Below are 18,671 nucleotides of genomic sequence, written 5' to 3' on the forward strand. Positions count from 1 at the left end.
CGAGAACACATGGCTATCACTGTTCAAGGTTCCCATCTGCTGAGGGGATCGTAGATTTTCATTTTGTCACAGACCTCAGCTAAATGTTGACACTATTAGCCATCAGCCAGCCAATTGGCCAATGCGATTAGCCGGTCGGCTGATTTTGCCGCTCATTCCAGCGCTGATCCAACCAGGCTAGTACTGCGCCCATTGCTTCAGCGAGGGTACTAATTAGGCGATAGCAGACAACACTGCTGAGAACAATTGCGGGCGAGAGAGTATCAGAAAGTATTGCGATCGCAGTTGCTTCAAATACGCCTACGCCACCGGGGGCACCCGGCACCACCAAGCCCAGCAGCCAAGCCCAGCTAAAACCGCTGATAATCAACGGTATTTCGCTCCCCGTCAGAGGCCGAAATGCCAGCACAACGCTGACAAAACCCAGCCCCCTGAGAATGACAAAGCCCAGTTCTCCCAGCAGCGATTTCCACGGATACTGCCTGAGCCGGGCCGTTAAGGGTTCAGAGGTTTCTGCTTTAGCCTGACCTAAAAAGCGCAGAATCGGATTCAAAAAGCGCGGATGCACGGCAATGAGGACGGCAAATAAGATACCTAGCTGCAGTAGCAGTTGCTGATTGCCAAACAGGGCCAAAATCAGGGCGGCTGCCACCATCAAGATGGGTTCTAACAGCACGCCGATGATGGCGGTTCCTAACATAGCCCCCTTAGACTGTAAGGCTTTGACCCGGCTGTAAAAATGCCAAACATTGCCGGGTAGATACTTGGCAATGTTTGTTTTGAGATAGGTCTGTATTGCCCAAATATTTGAAACCGGACAGCCGCAGACCTGGGCCACCCAGCCCCAAACCCAGCCCGACCAGATATGAGCAGCCAGGGTAATTCCCAAAGCCATGACTAAGCAGGCGCGATCGGCTAGACTGAGGCGAATTGCCAGCACTTCTTGCCAGTTCTCCAACAGGGTCTGCCCAATCAGCAGCAGCGCTATGCCCAAGACCAACCAGCGCACATAGGGCTTGAATCGAGCCAGAATAGACTTGAGAGCAGCAGGCATAGGATTACGGCAGGGGCGAGATGGGGGCGGTTAGGTCAGAGCGGCTAGCGTAGTCTTTGCCAGTCGGCTGGTAGCTGGCCACAACTCGACCAAAGCTGAGCAACTGGGCCTGATAGAGGCAACTTACCGGATCGCGAGGATCACTGATGGAGTCTATACCAATGCCGTTGCGTCCTTGGTCTTTGCCAGAGCTGTGCACGTAGCGATCGCCCCCTAGGTAGAGAGCCACGTGGGTAATCCGCTCAGAAGTGCCGAAGAAAATGAGATCTCCTGGCTGGCGCTCTGGCGGAGAAACTGGCTGGGTAAAAGCAGCCTGCTGGTAGGCGTCTCGGGGAAGCCAGATCCCGGCGGCGGCAAAGGCCGTCTGCATCAGGCCGGAACAGTCGTAGTTGGGGCCGACGGTGCCGCCCCAAAGATACTCATTCGGCTGCTGCATTGCCGCTTCGGTGAAGACTATTATCTGCGGCAGGCGGGCCTGAATCGCTGAGGTCGATAGCACAGGTGCCCGGTAAGGTTGCGCAGCGGGCTGTAGAGCCGCCCAGTCTGACAACCTGACCCAGCCCGGATAGTCGTCTTCAACTAGGCGTACGGCGATCGCGTCAGCTTCAGTCCCCAATAGTCGCAAGTGGCGACCGCTGGCGGCCTGAGTTACCAAGCTGTTGCTCGTGGGTGCTTTATAGAGATTGAGAGGGGATTGGCAAACGTACTCTTGTAGCGGATGAGCGATCGCCGCTCTGATATCAGCGGGGACAATCATAAGCGCATCAAGCCTATCCTGTTTGACTGATTAATTAGCTCTGTAATGTCCTGTAATCATATCAGTCTGCCGCTGAACCGCAAGAGCTAGGATGGCTACGGCCATTGTCACTTGCTCTCAGAGCGACCTCTCAGTTGCTTAACTTTAGAAATACCTGGGTCACGGCAGCCGACAATAGATTTAACCCAGGTAATCCATTTAGCTAATATCCTATGACTTCTACTCTTTCTGCCTCAACCCCTGCCGTTAATAATGCCCATCGCGCAGCGATCGCTCCGCTAGAAGTGCCCCAGCGGCTCCTATTTGGCCCCGGCCCTTCTAATGCCGATCCTACCGTCGTCGCCGCGATGAACCACCAGCCGATTGGGCACTTAGATCCGGCCTATCTGCACATGATGGATGAAGTGCAGTCCCTACTGCGCTACGCCTGGCAGACCAGTAACCCCATCACCTTTCCCATTGCCGGCACGGGTTCGGCGGCGATGGAGGCGACCCTAGCTAATGCGGTTGAGCCAGGGGATAAAGTGCTAGTAGGCGTTAAAGGCTACTTTGGTCATCGCCTAGTGGATATGGCCGGACGCTATCAGGCTGAAGTGTGTACCTTACACAAGCCTTGGGGTCAGGTGTTTAGCCTCAGTGAGCTGCGCCGCGCAATGGAAACCCATCGGCCCCAGATTCTAGCGCTCGTCCATGCAGAAACCTCTACAGGGGCACGGCAGCCTTTAGAAGGCGTGGGCGATCTCTGCCGCGAGTTTGACTGCCTGCTGCTGCTAGATACCGTCACCAGTCTAGGCGGCGTCCCAATTTTTCTAGACGAGTGGGGCGTGGACTTGGCCTATAGCTGCAGCCAAAAGGGGCTGAGCTGTCCGCCAGGAATTTCGCCTTTTACGATGAGTCCCCGCGCTGTTGAAAAGCTGCAGCAACGCTCTGATAAAGTGCCTAACTGGTATTTAGATGCCTCGCTATTGGCGAAATACTGGGGCAGCGATCGCACCTATCACCACACCGCACCCGTCAACCTCACCTTTGCCCTACGAGAAGCCTTACGCCTGCTAGCCGAAGAAGGACTAGAGGCCCGCTGGCAGCGCCATCAGCAAACGGCAGAAAAACTATGGGCGGGCCTCGCTGAGCTGGGCCTAGACTGTCATGTTGAAGCAGCCTATCGACTGCCCACGCTAACAACGGTTCAGGTTCCTGCCGGCGTAGACGCTAAAGCGGTCACGCGCCAACTGCTAACGGAACACAACATTGAGATTGGCGGCGGCTTAGGAGAACTGGCAGGTAAGGTTTGGCGCTTGGGTCTGATGGGCCACAATAGCCAGCCAGAGAGGGTAGATACTTTGCTGACTGCCCTCAAGCAGGTTTTAGCCTAGGCAGCAAATTGGGGGGACGTTGTGACATGAGCCAGCGTCCCTCCAGGCGAGGACTGTTGCTGCTAAGCCTGTTTTTGCGTGACATAGTTGAGTACTTCGCGAATCACGCCGCTTTTACCACGACAGCTAACCAGCAGTACGTCGCCAGTCAAAGCCCCGGATTCCTTAAGGCTCTGAATATTATTGGTGAGTTTGTGGCTCATATATCCGGTGATGACCACAATCAAGTCACAAGATTGTACTTTGGCCTTAACTTTGTTGCGGCCCGCGCTGATATTGCTGAAGGGTGGAATTTCAACCCACTGCTTCAGGCCATGCTGAGCCGATAGAGTTTCAATCACGCCGCGCCGAGTCGCTCCGTGCCCGCCTAAGAGAGCTAGCGAAAGCGCAGACAGGTCAACAGTCTGCGCTATTTCTGAAAGGCTGCTATCGTCAGTGAGCTCGTCTGCTTCAGGATCTTCTCCGGTCTGAGCAATGTAGTCTAGCAGCTCGGTAATCTGCTGCTCCTGCTCCCAAACCTTAAGCTGAAAGTCATCCCGTTCTTTCAGCAGTTGCAAATTGCGCTTTTTGACCTGCTGGATTTCCTGATCAATAGCAGACTGCAAGCCGTCTTGATTTTCGGCATGGAGTTCTTCAATCTGTTCTGCCTGCTCCCAGACTTTGAGCTGCAAATCGTCGCGCTCTTCGCTCAGCTTATAATTGCGATTTTTGAGCAGCTGAATCTCGCTATCAACGATGCGCTGCAGATTATCGCGTTCGGCCAGGATCTGCTGGTTCTGCTGCGTCAGCCGTTGTGATTCTGAATTGGCTACCTGGAAACGACTTTGCCACGAGGCTGCAGTAGCCTGCAGATTGCGCTGTTCCAGCGTTAGCTGCTGCATCTCCTGTTTTAGCCGCTGATTTTCTTGACTGACTGACTGTAGCGCCTGTAGCTGTTGCGCTAGCGTCTTATTGCCCGTCTCTAAAGCTTGGTTCTGTCGCTGCAGATTTTCGAGCCGAATTTGCAGGGTTTCTATGCGCTGACGTAGCTCTCGATTGATCCGGCGGTCTTGCCCGGAAATGCCGTCAACAAAAAGCTGAATCTGCCGCTGCAGACCATTGAGACTACGCTCAAACCATCGAGAAACACTGGATACCATAAGGGTTTACTCCAACAGCTTTGGCTGAATTAGAGCAGGCGCTAGCTCACGAGCGATCGCTGTCGATATTCAGACCTTGATTACCGGAACTGTACTGCTAGCTGGATAAGCGCTATGCAATCAGGCAAAATACCAATTTTTGCGATCTTAGCAATGTCAAGCTGCAAATGAGGTATCTTGCGAAGCAAGTTGGCTCTGATGGGGGCGTGGCGACTGGCAGTGCAGGCAGAGCGATCCCTTGAAAATAGTGTGTTGTCCTGGAATGGGGTTAAATGGATCAGTCCCTGTTACAAATTGTGATTTTCTGTGTCAGAGCCTTCTAAGCCTGCCCGTTCTTTAGCGGGAATTGCCGGCATCGTGGCGATCGCCACCCTGGTCAGCAAGATTTTTGGCCTACTGCGACAGCAGGGCATTGCGGCTGCTTTTGCCGTCGGCCCCGTTGCCGATGCCTATAGCTTTGCCTACGTGATTCCGGGCTTTTTGCTGGTGCTGCTAGGGGGCATCAACGGCCCGTTTCATAGCGCTATTGTCAGCGTCGTAGCCAAGCGCAAGAAAGAAGAGATTGCGCCGCTGGTAGAAACCATCACAACGCTGATTGGCGTGGCACTGCTAGTAGTTACGATTTTGATTGTTCTTTTTGCCGGACCGCTGATTGACCTGCTGGCGCGGGGACTGAGTGAAACGGCAGTAGGGCTAGAAGCTAGGGCGATCGCGGTGCAGCAGCTGCGGATCATGGCCCCGATGGCCTTCTTCGCCGGACTGATTGGCATTGGCTTTGGCACCCTCAACGCCGCCGATCAGTATTGGTTACCGTCTATCAGCCCGCTATTTTCCAGCCTGACCGTTCTAATTGGCCTGGGAATTTTAGCCCTGTCTCTGGGCAGCGAAATCACCGCGCCGCAGTACGCCATGCTAGGGGGAGCAGTGCTGGCCGTGGGGACTCTGGCGGGGGCAGTGCTGCAGTGGCTAGTACAGGTACCGGCGCTATGGCGATCGGGGCTAGGGACTCTGAGGCTACGCTTCAATATTCAAGAACCCGGCGTCCGGGACGTGCTGAAAATTTTGGGGCCAGCAACGTTCTCTTCTGGCATGATGCAGATTAATGTCTATACCGATCTGTTTTTTGCCTCTTACCTTCCCCAGACAGCGGCAGCTCTGGGCTATGCCAACCTGCTGGTGCAGACCCCATTAGGCATCATTTCCAATGTCATCCTGGTGCCGTTCTTACCGATCTTTTCCCGCTTAGCGGCTCCAGAAAACTGGCCGGAACTCAAGGGACGTATTCGCCAAGGACTTCTGTTTACGGCTCTGACCATGCTGCCCCTGAGCGCTTTGATGATTACTCTGGCGCTGCCCATTGTGCGGGTGGTTTATGAGCGGGGCGCTTTTGATCAAGAAGCTTCTCAAGTCGTGACTTCGCTGCTGGTGGCTTATGGCATTGGCATGTTTGTATATCTAGGCCGCGACGTGCTGGTGCGAGTTTTCTATGCGCTGGGAGATGGCGAAACGCCGTTTCGCATCAGTATTTTTAACATTTTTCTGAATGCGCTGCTGGACTACCTTTTAATTACCTGGTTGGGCGCACCGGGGCTAGTGCTGGCAACGGTTGGGGTCAATATTGTTTCTATGGTGCTGATGCTGATTTTGCTCGATCGCCGCCTCAATGGTCTGCCCTGGCTGGACTGGGCCCGCCCCGTCTTGGGACTATTCTTATGCAGCGCGATCGCCGGGGTAATTTGCTGGGGGGTTCGCTATGGTTTAGAAACATGGTTGGGTACTGAGGGGATTTTGATTCAGCTTTTACAGCTTGCGATCGCCAGTTGTTTGGGATTAGGCAGCTTTTTGCTAGGAGCTACTCTGCTGCAGATTCCGGAAGCCGCCATGCTCGCGAACCGTCTCAAGCAGCGATTTCTGGCCCGGTAATAGATTTGATGAACAATACGCTGCAATCAGAGGTGAGAAGATGCCATTACAAGTCCAATTCAGTCCGTAGCTGCATTCGGGCCAAATCTTAAAGGCTTTTTTCTTAACGTCCGTTTACCGTGATGACGACCGTTCTCGTAATTGACGACCAGATTACAGCAAGAGAAGTCACTACCGATATATTGACCGCAGTTGGATTCAAAGTTATCACTGCAGCTAGCGGACAAGACGGTATTCAACTGGCCCAAAGCCTGCTTCCTGACTTGATTCTGTGCGATATTGCCATGCCCCAAATGACGGGCTATGAAGTGCTACGGGCAATTCGGCAGCATCCGACGACGGCAATGACGCCTTTCATTTTCTTATCGGCTCAAACCGCCAAAGCCGATCAGCGTCGCGGCATGGAACTGGGCGCGGATGACTATTTAACCAAGCCCTTTACGCCCGATGAGCTGATTCAGGCGCTCAAGGCCCGCTTAGAGAAGCAGGTAGCTCTGCGAACTTTTTCAAAGCAGGCGCTAGATTCTTTACGCAGCAGCCTATCAACCACCCTGCCCCACGAACTGCGCACGCCGCTACATGGCATCACCGGATTCACCCAGCTTTTAAAGATGCCAGCGATCGCTCAAAATCCAGCCGAGGTAGTTGAAATTGCCGACTGTATTCTCACTTCAGCCGCCCGCCTAGAAAATCTGATTGAAAAGTTCTTGCTTTACGGCAGGCTCAGCCATCTAATCGGCAACTCGCCAGACTTGCTCATGCTGCAGATGCAGCCCTGTATGCCGGCTAACCTGATAGTCCTACACGCTCAGCAGCAGGCTGAAAAAGCTGGTCGTTTAGCTGATTTAGAGCTGAATATGCAGTCCCAAGATGAGCTGATGTGCAGCCCGCTTAGCCTCAGCAAAATTGTGGATGAGCTGAGCGAAAACGCCTTTAAGTTTTCAGGTTCTGGCGATCGCGTACAAATTAGCTGTGAAAATACGCCAGACTGGCTGTTACTCACATTCAAAAATCAGGGGCGAGGCATGACCAGCGAGCAGATTAACAACGTCCATGCCTACTGCCAGTTTGACCGCGACTATTACGAGCAGCAGGGATTAGGGCTGGGACTGGCGATCGCCCAAAGGCTGGCTGAACTACAGAACGGCAGTCTGAAAATTGAGAGTCATCCCGGTCAGGACATTACCGTAACCGTGAAGCTGCCGCTTTCGCCAACTGCGATCGCTGAATCAGAGACACCATTTGAGGCGTAATGTCGGTAATCGCCTGAACCTCACTAAAGGCTTTTGCCTGATTGCCAACTACTAGCAGGGGGACTGGATTGAGCGTATGTCGCTTAGTCCCAAGATCTTCAAGATTACCGTGATCGCTGCTGAGAACCAGGGTGACGTTTGCTGGCAGCGTTTCAACTAAACCGGCCAAAAAAGTATCTACCCGCTGCAGCACCTGTAGCGCCTGCTGCCAGTCTTGCCCGTGCCCTGCAAAGTCAGTCAGGTAGCACTCAAACAGCGTGACCTGATGTTGTCCCCCCAGCAGGGCTAACCTGCGTCCGGCCTCCTGCGGCGAGATGGCCGGGGCCGTAATCCCGCGCTGCAGTGCCAAGTCGCCGGTAATATCCCAGAAGATAGCCTCGCCCCGTTCATACGCCGGCTGTAACCGAAACGGCACCTTGGCTGTCAGACTCAGCAGCGTACCCACCGAATAGCGCAGCCGTCGCTGGGCGATCGCCTCAAAATAAGCAGTCGAATACAAGTTGGCATGAGCCACCTTGCCGCCCAAGGCTTGAACTTGCTTGAACAGACCGCTCGCTGCAATTAGCGATCGCAGCGAGCCGCCCGGAAAGGCTGATAGATGCCGCCCCAAGAACTGAGACGCATTGCATCCGGTATAGAGCGCTGTTTGCCCGGTCGCACTTTGCGGCAGGCCCGGAATGCCCAGACAGGCATCAATAGGTTTTAGCAGCAGATTTGATTGCTCCACCTGAGCATCGGCAACGAGCTGACAACCCAGCAGTGCTGTCAGAAAAGGCATAACAGCTTTTGCCGCGAACGGATTACCGGGTTGCCGCTCGCCCAAACCCACGCCGTCTAAAAAGCAAAAGATAAATTGAGGTGCTTCCAGGCTCATAGATTGTTGAACGGAGCGACATCGCAGCACTCCACAAATTTTCGGCCTTGCAGCTCAGGTCAACTCAGCTAGGATCAATCCCCAGCGCCCGCAGTTGCTCAGCGAGTCGCTCAGCTCGCTGTCTTTCCTGCTCGGCCTGCTGCTGGGCTTGCTCAGCCTGCTGCTGGGCTTGCTCAACCTGCTGCTGGACTTGCTCAGCCTGCTGCTGGGCCTGCTCGGCTCGCTCGCTAGGGGTTGCAATCCAGCGCCCAGCCGTGTCATACCATCTGAGCCAGTGACCTTCTGCCCCCTGATAGCGCCCCTGCCAAATGCCTAAGCCTAGCTCTACTTCTTCAAACCAAAGGCGCTGATCGGGCAGGTCAATTTCCCGATAGCGGGTGGGGAGCAGGCTAAAGGCTCGAAGCTGATTGGTGTAGCGGTCAAAAATAACGTAATAGGGAATACGCAAAATGCGCTCATAGACTTCCCACTTAGTTGGTGGCTGGCTAACTTCTCGTAGAGTTTGGCCCAAGTCTTCTGCTTCTGTTCCCGGTGAGAGCAGTTCCAAAACTAAAAAGGGTGCAACCCCTTCTTGCCAGATGACATAGCTCCAACGCAACTCCTCCTGACGAGCGGCGGCGGCTACCCCCAAGCAGACGAACCAGTCTGGACGCTTGTGCCAAAGAGGATGACGACTTTCGTAGTAAAGATTGATGTCAGTACCGATGAAGACCTGATCGAGAGGGTAGCTAGCGGGCTGAAAAGTTTCCCGTAATAGCTGCGGTTGAAAAGCATGAAATTCGTCTGGCAATCCCGGCTCCTCTGGATCTTCGCTGGGAAGATCGTACATGGTCGGCAGGGTTTCCTGAGGCGGACGGGGAGAATGAGCCGGATGCATACATCGCCCAAATTCAATGCCCCTATCTTAGCGTGACCCACAGAGAGGAAGAACAAGCAGATCAACAGGTCTTATCTAGGGAATTCACAAGGGTTTGAGGATGATTTTGGCAGCGTCGCAGTAGACCAAATCAGATGCGCTATGGTTTGCAGGTAACGCCAATATCGCTCTTAATCTTTGCGGTCTTCCTGTGAATTTCTATGTTTCAAGCAACACGTCGCCGTTTAGCGCTGTGGTATACCACGGTAACGGCTATCCTGCTGCTGCTGTTTGCCAGCGGCTTCTATCTCTACGTGCGCACAACGCTGGTGGAGCGGGTAGACGATACCCTCAATCACGTGATTGAGGTGGTGCGGCGATCGCTGGTCATTGAGCTCAGTGAAGACAGCGGGCGGGTACTCACCTCTATTGGCGTAGTTGAGCCACCGCTACGGGTAAACGTAGAGGCGACTTTTCGAGATAGCCATCAGCCCGCCGAGGACGATCGGATTGATTTGGAGTGGTTTAGCCCCACCGGAGAGCTGCTGTGGTCTACTTTCTCAGAGCCGCCCCGCCTACCGCTGCACGTCAATCCTCAAGGCGAAACAGTGCGGCTAACGAAGGAGTATCTGCTGCGGCAGATCACCCAGCGGGTGCAATCAGGCAGTCAGATTTTAGGCTATCTGCGGGTGAGCCATCCCTGGTTTGAAGTCACAAAGCCGACCCGCCAGCTCATCTTAGATCTAGGACTCGGCATCAGCCTGATGGTGGGAGCCGTAGCGGCAATTGGCTGGTTTCTGTCGGGTCTAGCGATCGCTCCGGTGAAAGAGTCCTATCAGCAGCTCAAGCAGTTTACGGCAGATGCCTCCCATGAGCTGCGCAATCCGATTGCCGTGATTCAGACCAACGTACAGGTAGCGCTGGCCGATCCAGAGCCGGATCTGCAGTTTCAGCAGGGGCAGCTTCAGGTGATTGAGCGGCTGACACGGCGGCTAGGCCGACTGGTGGACGACCTGCTGTTCCTCACCCGCCAAGAAAGCGGCCTAGCGCCGCTGCGGCGAGAAACAGTTCAGCTCGATCAGCTTTTGGCTGAAGTCATTGAAGAACAGCAGGCGATCGCGTTAGACAAATCAGTTCAGCTAGTCTACCGGCTACCAGAGAGCGTCACCGCATCCAGCCAGCTAGCGGTTGAAGCCGCAGATTTGAGCCTACAGGGCGATCGCGATCAGCTCATTCGGCTCTTTACAAATCTCGTCGGCAATGCCCTGCAGCATACCCTAGCAGACGGAACGATTACGCTGGAGCTGCTGCCGCTTCGGCACAATGGTCAGCCCAAACTGCAGGTCAGGGTGCAGGACACTGGCGAAGGCATTTCACCCCACGCCTTGCCCCACGTCTTCGATCGCTTTTACCGGGCCGATCGAGCTAGAGGCCGTCAGCGTCATTCGGGTTCGGGGCTAGGACTGGCGATCGCCAAGCTGATTGTAGACAACCATTATGGTCAGATCCAGCTTGCAAGCCAGCTTGGAGCAGGCACAACCGTCACCGTTACTCTGCCCAGAACTAGCGCCAAGGACTAAGCCAAGCCTGCAATAGACCCCGCTTAGACCCGTTCTCTATCAAGACAGACCTCGGCAGGCGGCCCCGCAGGATGGATCGCACAGCAGAGAAAGTTGCCGCCATAAACCTGACCGTGATAGTTAACACAGCCCCGGCAAACTTGGGGACGGCGATCGCGCTTAGCCCGGAAATTAGGCTCCAACGACCAGGTAAGATTTAGCAAAGCGCCAACGACTAGCCCCTCTGATTCGGTGCCACGAATAGTTAGCTCTAGCAGCCCGGAAGCGTAAGGCTGGCGAATATCAAGCTGTAGCAGAGTAGCCAGTCCTTCCCAGCAGACAATACGACGACCACAAACTGTGTAGTAACTATCTTCAGCCACCTGACTATAATCCAGGCTAGGCGGGCTGTTGGGATGTTGGCTAAGATGCTCAATAATCGAGACTAGCCAAGGGTTTTGCCGCAGCCGCTGTTCAACTTTGGGGTGCAGGGACAAAGCCATGACGCCAACTCCATTACTAGCTTCACCATAGCGTAGCGGCCCAAAATCTTTCTGCTTAAAATTACCCCGTCTGCAAAACTGCTATCCCCCCCAAACCAGCAGACTGGCTGCAACCTTTTCAAAAACCTCTCTAAAAATGATTCAAAAGCAACAGTTCTGAAACAAATTTTGTCGTTAGATTTTAAGGGTACGGCTAGAAATGGTGTTTTTGCTACTGATAGAGTCTCACCGTGCTATCGCTAAGGGTTGTGTTTCAGTGGGTTTAGGCCCCCTTACAGTGCTACGCTAGGTAAAAATCGGCAATTCAGTATTTAGATTCAAATATCTAAGCACTGTTGAGTCAAGTCTGCGATGGATAGGGCCAAATTGCCGCTACTATCGCATTCAGTTAGATCTAAAGATTGACGAATCAGAAATGTACAATCAAAGCGTAGTCGGCAGCAGCGCCAATAGCATAGCTGGGAATAGAATATTCATCTACGAGGTAGAAGGGCTTCATCAGAACTCTGAAACCGACAAGATGAACTATGAGATTCGTAATAGCGGCACTATTTCATTCAAGGTGCCCTATAGCCGCATGAATCAAGAGATGCAGCGAATCACGCGGATGGGTGGCAAAATTGTCAGCATTCGTCCCTTAGACGGCGATTCTATGAACGGCAAGGCATCATCTACAGCCGAGTCCAAATCTGCGGCAGCAGGAGAATCTAAACAGTCTATGACTCAAGCTAAGCCTAAAGCCAAAAAAGATATTCCCGTTAATATCTACAAACCTAAAAATCCCTATGTGGGTAAATGCCTTTCTAACGATGAGCTTGTAGGCGAAGGAGGTATTGGTACCGTTCGTCACCTGAAGTTCGATCTATCCGAAGGTGATCTGCACTACTTAGAAGGGCAGAGCATTGGCATTATTCCCGATGGGGAAGATGAAAATGGCAAGCCCCACAAGCTGCGCCTCTACTCAATTGCCTCAACCCAGCACGGAGATGACCTAGACGACAAAACTGTTTCTCTCTGCGTGCGGCAGCTAGTTTATCAGCACCCGGAAACTGACGAAACGGTTTACGGCGTCTGTTCTAGCTTCCTTTGCGACATGGAGCCAGGGCAAAAAGTACAGATTACGGGGCCAGTGGGTAAGGAAATGCTCCTGCCTGACGATCCCGATGTCAACGTCATCATGATGGCAACAGGAACAGGAATTGCGCCTTTCCGAGCCTATCTATGGCGTATGTTCAAGGAAGAGGAGCGCCAAATCAACGACTATGAGTTCAAGGGTAAAGCCTGGCTCATTTTCGGTATTCCGAAAACGCCTAATATTCTTTATAAGGAAGAACTAGAGGATTTACAGTCCAAGTATCCTGACCAGTTCCGCCTCACCTACGCCATTAGCCGGGAGCAGCAAAATGCTGAGGGCGGCAGAATGTATATTCAGCACCGCGTGGCTGAACATGCTGAAGAGCTGTGGAAGATGATTCAGCAGCCCAACACCCACACCTATATTTGTGGTCTGAAGGGCATGGAAGACGGCATCGATGCCGCTCTAGGCGCTGAGGCGGCGAAGGAAGGCATTGACTGGAGCGATTACCAGCGTCAGATGAAGAAGGCCCATCGCTGGCACGTTGAAACCTACTAGGTTTATTGACTAGTCGGGAGGTAATGCCTACCCGACTCTAGGCAGCAACGCTCAATTGATACCAACCAGACCAGGAGGCCATGTCTCCTGGTTTTTGGTTGTCAGCTTTAAACCCCTACAATTGTTGGCATAGAGACAAAAAGCATAGGGAATCACTTTGGCATTTCAGATCGGTCTATTAGGATTGGGGACGGTCGGTACCGGCACCGCCGAGATTTTGCTGAACATAGCGGGGCGGCATCCCCTTTTGCAAGAGATGGCGATCGCGCGTATTGGAGTGCGATCGCCAGATAAGCCACGTGCGATCGCCATCAGCCCAGATCTGCTCACTACCGATCTAGAAGCGATCGCTGCCGATCCCCAAATTGACATCATCGTCGAGCTAATTGGCGGCCTAGAACCGGCGAGGTCACTCATCCTACAGGCGATCGCCCACGGTAAGCACGTTGTAACTGCCAATAAAGCCGTGATTTCCCGCTACGGCGACGAAATTTTTACAGCTGCCAACAAAGCAGGCGTCTATGTGCTGCTAGAGGCTGCCGTGGGCGGCGGCATTCCGGTGATTCAGCCGCTGAAGCAGGCATTAGGAGTCAACCGCATCAGTGCCGTCACAGGCATTATCAACGGCACCACCAACTACATCCTCACCCGAATGCAGCGAGAGGGCGGCGATTTTGAGCCAATTCTGGCGGATGCCCAGCGCTTAGGCTACGCGGAAGCAGATCCCACCGCGGATGTAGATGGCTTAGACGCAGCCGACAAAATTGCGATCTTGGCTTCCTTGGCGTTTGGCGGACGGATTGAGCGCTCCGAGGTTCACTGTGAAGGGATTCGCCAAGTCAGTGCGGCTGACATTAACTATGCCAAGACCCTAGGTTTTGTGATTAAGCTGCTGGCGATCGCCCGGCGTCAGGCCACTACCGATTCCGATCAGCCTGATCAGCTGCAGGTGCGGGTGCATCCGACTCTGGTGCCGACCGACCATCCCCTAGCGAGCGTCAACGATGTGTTTAACGCCATTCTGGTAGAAGGGGAGCCGCTAGGTCAGGTCATGTTTCAGGGACCGGGGGCAGGCCAAGGAGCTACCGCTAGCGCCGTCGTGTCAGACATCTTGAATATCGTGGCGACGCTAAAAATTGGCGGTACGGCGAAGCAGCCAGAGGAACTCAATCCCCTCCTAGCCTGTAGCCACCAGCACTACTGCACTATTAGCCCCTTAGCAGACTTAATCAGCCGCTTTTACGTGCGAGTAATTGCCAATGACCAGCCGGGCGTGATTGGCAAGCTGGGTACCTGCTTTGGCTGGCATGATGTCAGCATTGAGTCAGTGGTACAGATTAGCCGCCAGAAAGAACTGGCTGAGATTGTGGTGGTAACGCACGAAGTTCAAGAGGGCAACCTACAGCGGGCCTTAGAAGAAATTCGTACCTTTAAGGAAATTTTGGACGTTCCTAGCCTGCTGCGGGTTTTGTAAACTGAGCGATGCCGTTCATTGTCGGAGCCGAGCTTTGGAACTGGTGGCAAACAGCGCGTCAGCAAGCGTCCCAAAACGCGATCGATCCCGCCGAAGCTGACTGGCTTTTACGAGCGGTGACGGGGCTAGATGCCCTGGCGCTGCGGCTGGCTACCTTTAAAGAAAAATCTCAGGTTAACTGCGATCGCTCCCTAGCAGAACTCAAGTATCTCTGGCAGCAACGCGTAGGCGATCGCGTTCCAGTCCAGTACTTAGTCGGTCAGGTATGCTGGCGGGACTTGACGCTGCGGGTAACGCCAGATGTGCTCATTCCCCGTCCGGAGACTGAGCTGATAGTTGAAATTGCTGCCGAGTTAGTTGCTCAAAGTCCTATGGCCGCGCAGCTTCGCAGTGGCCTCTGGATTGATCTGGGTACAGGCAGCGGGGCGATCGCTTTGGGGCTAGCGACTCTATTTCCCCAGGCTGAGATTATTGCTACCGATGTCAGTGCCAAAGCGGTGGCGATCGCCCAGGAAAATGCGGCCAGAAACAGTTTGGGCGATCGCATCCAGTTTTTGCAGGGAGCCTGGCTAGAACCGGCAAAGAAGCTTAAAGGCCAGATTGCAGGACTGATCTCTAACCCACCGTATATCCCCTCCGACACCGTCTTAGCCCTAGAGCCTGAAGTCACGCGCCACGAACCCCACCTGGCTTTAGATGGCGGCAAAGATGGCCTAGACTGCATTCGCCACTTAGCAACGGTCGCGCCTTCCTACCTGCAGTTGGGTGGTTTATGGCTGGTCGAAATCATGCAGGGACAGGGACAGGCCGTATCAGAAATTCTGTTGGCAACAAACAGCTATGAGCAAATCCAGCTTCATTACGATTTAGCGGGCCGCGATCGCTTTGTCAGCGCTACCTGCAGGCTTTTGCCTCATCCTAGTTAAAGGAGCTATCTTCTCTAACCTGATCGCTGATATAAATTTCAACCCTTTCTTTGCCTTTACCGCCAGTTTTTCGCTTTAGCCTCACTTCGCCGACTTCGCTAGTTTTTCTAATGTGGGTACCGCCACACGGAACTTGGGCAAACCCATCTACTTTCCAGTATCGTTGTTCAGCTTTTTCATCGCTAAAAGCGCTAATAACAGCTTGATCAGATTTAACGAGCTGATTGGCATCGGCTTGGATTTGGGGGAGTATTTCCGCCAGACTGTGAGGCCATAAAAACTCTATTCTCGCTTTGCGTTCAGAAATGTGAGCTCCTATTTTTTCAATACCAGGAAGCGTGCTATAAATCAGTTCCAGCACGACTTCTGCGGCAAAGTGTAGACGCATCAGCCTATAGCGTCGTGGCCAGTCAATGCTCATTCTGACAGAATCGCCAGGCTTCAAGTGATGACTATTTCCCAGAGTATAAACAATTGTCTTTTCTTGCTTGGTTGCTCGTAGAACTTGATAGCCCCCGATTGCACCAAAATCGCTCTCCTGACCTCCCGAAAATGCGTAGAAGATAGTCTCTTTAACCGTTATGTCAGGCCCTTCAACCTTCGTAACTTTAGTAGATAAATCTGTGAGATAGGGATTTTCCCAGAAAACCTTGTGGGTCATCAACTGCACCAAAATATTGACTTGTGTAGTGGTTTTCTAGAGCGTAACGAGCAGGAAAACTATTTGTCTTGAACAAAATTGCTTTGTCAAGATTAGCAAAAGCGATTACTTAACAAATTAAAATCCCTGAGTTCTTCGCGAGAACTCAGGAATCTGACGCCAGATTATGCCTTGATTCAGCAATACCTAAACGATTGGTGGATGAGGCAGTAGACAATTAAACACCTGCCCTGCCTTGGCATAAATGAGATATCAGAGACTAGTGGGCTGACACGCCTCAAATGGTGCAAATGATCAATAGGCTAAAACCCTTGGATTCGGTGCGTTACGCTGCGCTTTTCTACTATGCCCTTCGGGCTATACAGCACCCTACTTCATTCTTCATTTTAGCTGTGTCGCGCCACTAGAACCGTCGGTGGAGAGCACGACTATCTATTCGTGACTGGCTTCGCTGTTGGCTAAACGTTCTAGGGAAATGCGAGCCGCTGCCGATACTTGGGGATGGGGATCGCGCTCTAGAAACTTGAGGGCGGGTTCAGTTTTTTCACTGGGCAAGTTTGCTAGGGCTTCGGCTAGGCGCTGTCGTACTAGCCAGTCCTCAGATTGAGCAAACCTGAGAATATCCTCGACGGCGCTGGTGTCTTTGATTTCGCCTAAAGCCGCGATCGCTGCCTGCTGCATGACGACTTCGTCGCTGTTGAGCGCTTCGATTAAAATGTCGTGGGCGCGGGGGTCTTTCAGGTTGCCTAGAGAGACTGCCGCACTAAAGCGCACCAGCCAGTCTGTTTCTTCGTAGAAAGCATGGGACAAAGCTTCAAAAGCACGGGGATCTTCTAAGTAGCCCAGTGCACCAGCAGCATCAGCCCGGATACCATAGTCCGGATCGCTCTCTAAAATATTGACCAGTACGTCATAGGTTTTCTCGTCAGGCTTCACTCCCAGGGCAAACACCGCCATCGATCGCACCTGCAAGTTCTTTTCGTTCTCAACAACTTTCCTAATTAAGGGAGCTGCGTCAGTGGCCGAGACGCGGCGCAGTGCTGCCAGCGCCAGCATCCGATCCTTAGAATTGTCGCTCTCTAACTGAGTGGAAAGTTCTTCGAGATTCGGTGCGTTCATAGCAGCCCCCGTTACAAATATTTACACTAGGCTCATTATAGGAGCCCAGTGTGTTCAAAGAGGTCTTCACTCAGGTAGGGATTTACTCACCTAAGTTGTGTATTCCGCATTGATGCGCACATAGTCGTAGCTGAGGTCGCAGCCCCAGGCAGTTCCTTTCCCGGGTCCGTTACCAATGCTGATTTGAATGTTGACCGTATTATCCGGCGTTAGATATTCCCCTGCAGCCACCTGCTTCAGATAGGCATTGGCAGCCTGCCGGTCGAAGGGCTGGGGCTGTCCCTGCTCCATCAGCAGCAGATCGCCCAGCATCACCTTTAGCTCCTCCTGCTCAAAAGGCACCCCGGCTCGCCCTGCGGCTCCGGCAATCCGCCCCCAGTTGGGATCGCGGCCAAAAATAGCTGATTTGACTAAAGAAGATCCGGCCACTGTCCGGGCCACAAGCTGGGCGGCAGCATCATTAACCGCTCCGGCAACGCTGACTTCCACCAGGCAGGTAGCTCCTTCTCCATCGCGGGCGATCGCCTTGGCTAAGTAAATACAAACCTCCGTCAGCATGGCCTCTATCTTTTTCGCTTCTGGCCCCATTTCAGTGATGGCGGGGGTGCGAGACTGGCCGTTGGCTAAGGCGATGAGTGAGTCATTGGTGCTGGTATCGCCATCTACGGTGATTTGGTTAAAGCTGCGATCGGCGGCACGCTTCAGCATGTCCTGCCAAAGCTGATGGGAAACGCTAGCATCACAGGTGATAAAGGACAGCATCGTCGCCATATTGGGATGAATCATGCCAGAGCCTTTAGCAATGCCGCCAATCCGTACCGGGCGATCGCCGAGGCGGGTTTCTAAAGCAATTGACTTAGGCACTAGGTCAGTGGTCAAAATCGCTTTGGCAGCCGTCTCAGCTCCGGCCACAGAGGCGGCATCGACCAGTTCCGGCATCGCCCGCTTTAGCGGCTCCATTTTGATCCGCTGGCCGATGACCCCTGTAGAAGCAATCAAAATGGAACTGGCTGGCACCGCCAGCGCCGCCGCCAAAGCCTCAGCACTTTCGATCGCATCCTGCCAGCCCTGGGTACCCGTACAGGCGTTGGCCTGACCCGCATTGCAGAGAATAGCGCGAGCGACAGCTTTTTCCTCTAGGCGCTCACGGCAGTAGTCTACGCAGGCAGCTCTTACCTGGCTGGTGGTGAACACACCCGCCGCGATCGCATCGGTATCTGAGACAATTAGCGCCAAGTCCAAAGCACCCGACGGCTTTAGCCCCGCTTTAATCCCTGCAGCACGAAAGCCCTTAGGCGCGGCGATTCCCCCTGAAACCTGCTGCCAGTCTGCCATAACGTCCTCTTCTCACTACTGCATGAGAGGGGATTATAGCAGGCTTTCCGATGGCTGAATTCTGCAGGTGAAGGCTTCATGACTCTTAACTATGAGGATTCGGCTCCGGCTTAGCGGCTGAATTTCTGTCATTCTCACCTCATTTCTTTTATTCTCAGGTCACTTGCGGGCGATTTTTGACGCAGCTTGTTGACGACACAACTCCTCTCGCTCTCCTCAAGTTGCTTTATAG

At 53.4% G+C, this 18,671-nt stretch carries 16 protein-coding genes; 7 read left to right on the plus strand and 9 right to left on the minus strand.

The window, feature by feature from the left end:
* Positions 1-127: 127 nt before the first annotated feature.
* A complete protein-coding gene (locus QJQ48_RS14945) occupies positions 128-1,054 on the minus strand; it encodes a UPF0104 family protein (protein ID WP_346292042.1) in 927 nt (308 codons plus the stop codon).
* A 4-nt stretch (positions 1,055-1,058) separates the two neighbouring features.
* Positions 1,059-1,811 carry a C40 family peptidase gene (locus QJQ48_RS14950; protein WP_346292043.1) on the minus strand — a complete coding sequence of 251 codons (753 nt, stop codon included), beginning with the start codon at positions 1,809-1,811 and terminating at the stop codon, positions 1,059-1,061.
* Positions 1,812-2,023: 212 nt separating this feature from the next.
* Here QJQ48_RS14950 and QJQ48_RS14955 point away from each other — a divergent pair, with 212 nt between their 5' ends.
* Positions 2,024-3,184, plus strand: a complete 1,161-nt coding sequence (locus tag QJQ48_RS14955) for a pyridoxal-phosphate-dependent aminotransferase family protein (RefSeq protein WP_346292044.1) — start codon at positions 2,024-2,026, stop codon at positions 3,182-3,184.
* Positions 3,185-3,246: 62 nt separating this feature from the next.
* Here the strand turns inward: QJQ48_RS14955 and QJQ48_RS14960 are convergent, their stop codons facing one another.
* Positions 3,247-4,323 carry a hypothetical protein gene (locus QJQ48_RS14960; protein ID WP_346292045.1) on the minus strand — a complete coding sequence of 359 codons (1,077 nt, stop codon included), beginning with the start codon at positions 4,321-4,323 and terminating at the stop codon, positions 3,247-3,249.
* Between the two features lie 306 nt (positions 4,324-4,629).
* Between QJQ48_RS14960 and murJ the strand changes: the two genes are divergently transcribed.
* A complete protein-coding gene (gene murJ, locus QJQ48_RS14965) occupies positions 4,630-6,246 on the plus strand; it encodes a murein biosynthesis integral membrane protein MurJ (protein WP_346292046.1) in 1,617 nt (538 codons plus the stop codon).
* A gap of 122 nt (positions 6,247-6,368) precedes the next feature.
* Positions 6,369-7,499, plus strand: coding sequence for a hybrid sensor histidine kinase/response regulator (locus QJQ48_RS14970; protein WP_346292047.1), 1,131 nt, complete (start codon positions 6,369-6,371; stop codon positions 7,497-7,499).
* On the opposite strand, the gene QJQ48_RS14975 is transcribed toward QJQ48_RS14970, so the two are convergent.
* On the minus strand, positions 7,429-8,373 hold the full coding sequence (locus QJQ48_RS14975; protein ID WP_346292048.1) for an alkaline phosphatase family protein: 945 nt from the start codon (positions 8,371-8,373) through the stop codon (positions 7,429-7,431). The genes QJQ48_RS14970 and QJQ48_RS14975 overlap by 71 nt on opposite strands.
* Positions 8,374-8,437: 64 nt before the next feature.
* A complete protein-coding gene (locus tag QJQ48_RS14980) occupies positions 8,438-9,250 on the minus strand; it encodes a Uma2 family endonuclease (protein WP_346292049.1) in 813 nt (270 codons plus the stop codon).
* Between the two features lie 200 nt (positions 9,251-9,450).
* Between QJQ48_RS14980 and QJQ48_RS14985 the strand changes: the two genes are divergently transcribed.
* A complete protein-coding gene (locus QJQ48_RS14985; RefSeq protein ID WP_346292050.1) occupies positions 9,451-10,809 on the plus strand; it encodes a sensor histidine kinase in 1,359 nt (452 codons plus the stop codon).
* Between the two features lie 23 nt (positions 10,810-10,832).
* Here the strand turns inward: QJQ48_RS14985 and QJQ48_RS14990 are convergent, their stop codons facing one another.
* Entirely contained in the window at positions 10,833-11,291 is a 459-nt protein-coding gene (locus QJQ48_RS14990; RefSeq protein ID WP_346292051.1) for a hypothetical protein, read from the minus strand.
* A gap of 415 nt (positions 11,292-11,706) precedes the next feature.
* Here QJQ48_RS14990 and cpcD/petH point away from each other — a divergent pair, with 415 nt between their 5' ends.
* The 3 genes from cpcD/petH to prmC all read left to right on the plus strand — a co-directional run bounded on the left by cpcD/petH (position 11,707) and on the right by prmC (position 15,324).
* On the plus strand, positions 11,707-12,924 hold the full coding sequence (gene cpcD/petH / locus QJQ48_RS14995; RefSeq protein WP_346292052.1) for a bifunctional rod-capping linker CpcD/ferredoxin--NADP reductase PetH: 1,218 nt from the start codon (positions 11,707-11,709) through the stop codon (positions 12,922-12,924).
* 157 nt (positions 12,925-13,081) lie between these two features.
* Positions 13,082-14,398 carry a homoserine dehydrogenase gene (locus QJQ48_RS15000; RefSeq protein WP_346292053.1) on the plus strand — a complete coding sequence of 439 codons (1,317 nt, stop codon included), beginning with the start codon at positions 13,082-13,084 and terminating at the stop codon, positions 14,396-14,398.
* A gap of 8 nt (positions 14,399-14,406) precedes the next feature.
* Positions 14,407-15,324, plus strand: coding sequence for a peptide chain release factor N(5)-glutamine methyltransferase (gene prmC, locus QJQ48_RS15005; RefSeq protein WP_346292054.1), 918 nt, complete (start codon positions 14,407-14,409; stop codon positions 15,322-15,324).
* Here prmC and QJQ48_RS15010 read toward each other — a convergent pair.
* The 3 genes from QJQ48_RS15010 to argJ form a co-directional block, all read right to left on the minus strand.
* The gene (locus QJQ48_RS15010) at positions 15,317-15,985 is read right to left on the minus strand and encodes an alanyl-tRNA editing protein (protein WP_346292055.1); all 669 of its coding nucleotides are present in this window, start codon (positions 15,983-15,985) and stop codon (positions 15,317-15,319) included. The genes prmC and QJQ48_RS15010 overlap by 8 nt on opposite strands.
* Positions 15,986-16,417: 432 nt before the next feature.
* Positions 16,418-17,104 (minus strand): HEAT repeat domain-containing protein, encoded by a 687-nt coding sequence (locus tag QJQ48_RS15015; RefSeq protein WP_346292056.1) that lies wholly within the window; start codon positions 17,102-17,104, stop codon positions 16,418-16,420.
* Positions 17,105-17,194: 90 nt separating this feature from the next.
* Positions 17,195-18,439 (minus strand): bifunctional ornithine acetyltransferase/N-acetylglutamate synthase, encoded by a 1,245-nt coding sequence (gene argJ / locus QJQ48_RS15020; RefSeq protein WP_346292057.1) that lies wholly within the window; start codon positions 18,437-18,439, stop codon positions 17,195-17,197.
* Between the last annotated feature and the right edge of the window lie 232 nt (positions 18,440-18,671).

Origin of the sequence: Sphaerothrix gracilis Ecp01 (assembly GCF_030405905.1) — a bacterium.
In the GTDB taxonomy this organism is placed as follows: Bacteria; Cyanobacteriota; Cyanobacteriia; order Phormidesmidales; family Phormidesmidaceae; genus Sphaerothrix; species Sphaerothrix gracilis.

Coding starts and splice junctions, on each gene's coding strand:
- QJQ48_RS14945 (WP_346292042.1), bottom strand. CDS start 1,054: ATGCCTGCTGCTCTCAAGTCTATTCTGGCTCGATTCAAGCCCTATGTG.
- QJQ48_RS14950 (WP_346292043.1), bottom strand. CDS start 1,811: ATGATTGTCCCCGCTGATATCAGAGCGGCGATCGCTCATCCGCTACAA.
- QJQ48_RS14955 (WP_346292044.1), top strand. CDS start 2,024: ATGACTTCTACTCTTTCTGCCTCAACCCCTGCCGTTAATAATGCCCAT.
- QJQ48_RS14960 (WP_346292045.1), bottom strand. CDS start 4,323: ATGGTATCCAGTGTTTCTCGATGGTTTGAGCGTAGTCTCAATGGTCTG.
- QJQ48_RS14970 (WP_346292047.1), top strand. CDS start 6,369: ATGACGACCGTTCTCGTAATTGACGACCAGATTACAGCAAGAGAAGTC.
- QJQ48_RS14975 (WP_346292048.1), bottom strand. CDS start 8,373: ATGAGCCTGGAAGCACCTCAATTTATCTTTTGCTTTTTAGACGGCGTG.
- QJQ48_RS14980 (WP_346292049.1), bottom strand. CDS start 9,250: ATGCATCCGGCTCATTCTCCCCGTCCGCCTCAGGAAACCCTGCCGACC.
- QJQ48_RS14985 (WP_346292050.1), top strand. CDS start 9,451: ATGTTTCAAGCAACACGTCGCCGTTTAGCGCTGTGGTATACCACGGTA.
- QJQ48_RS14990 (WP_346292051.1), bottom strand. CDS start 11,291: ATGGCTTTGTCCCTGCACCCCAAAGTTGAACAGCGGCTGCGGCAAAAC.
- cpcD/petH (WP_346292052.1), top strand. CDS start 11,707: ATGTACAATCAAAGCGTAGTCGGCAGCAGCGCCAATAGCATAGCTGGG.
- prmC (WP_346292054.1), top strand. CDS start 14,407: ATGCCGTTCATTGTCGGAGCCGAGCTTTGGAACTGGTGGCAAACAGCG.
- QJQ48_RS15010 (WP_346292055.1), bottom strand. CDS start 15,985: ATGACCCACAAGGTTTTCTGGGAAAATCCCTATCTCACAGATTTATCT.
- QJQ48_RS15015 (WP_346292056.1), bottom strand. CDS start 17,104: ATGAACGCACCGAATCTCGAAGAACTTTCCACTCAGTTAGAGAGCGAC.
- argJ (WP_346292057.1), bottom strand. CDS start 18,439: ATGGCAGACTGGCAGCAGGTTTCAGGGGGAATCGCCGCGCCTAAGGGC.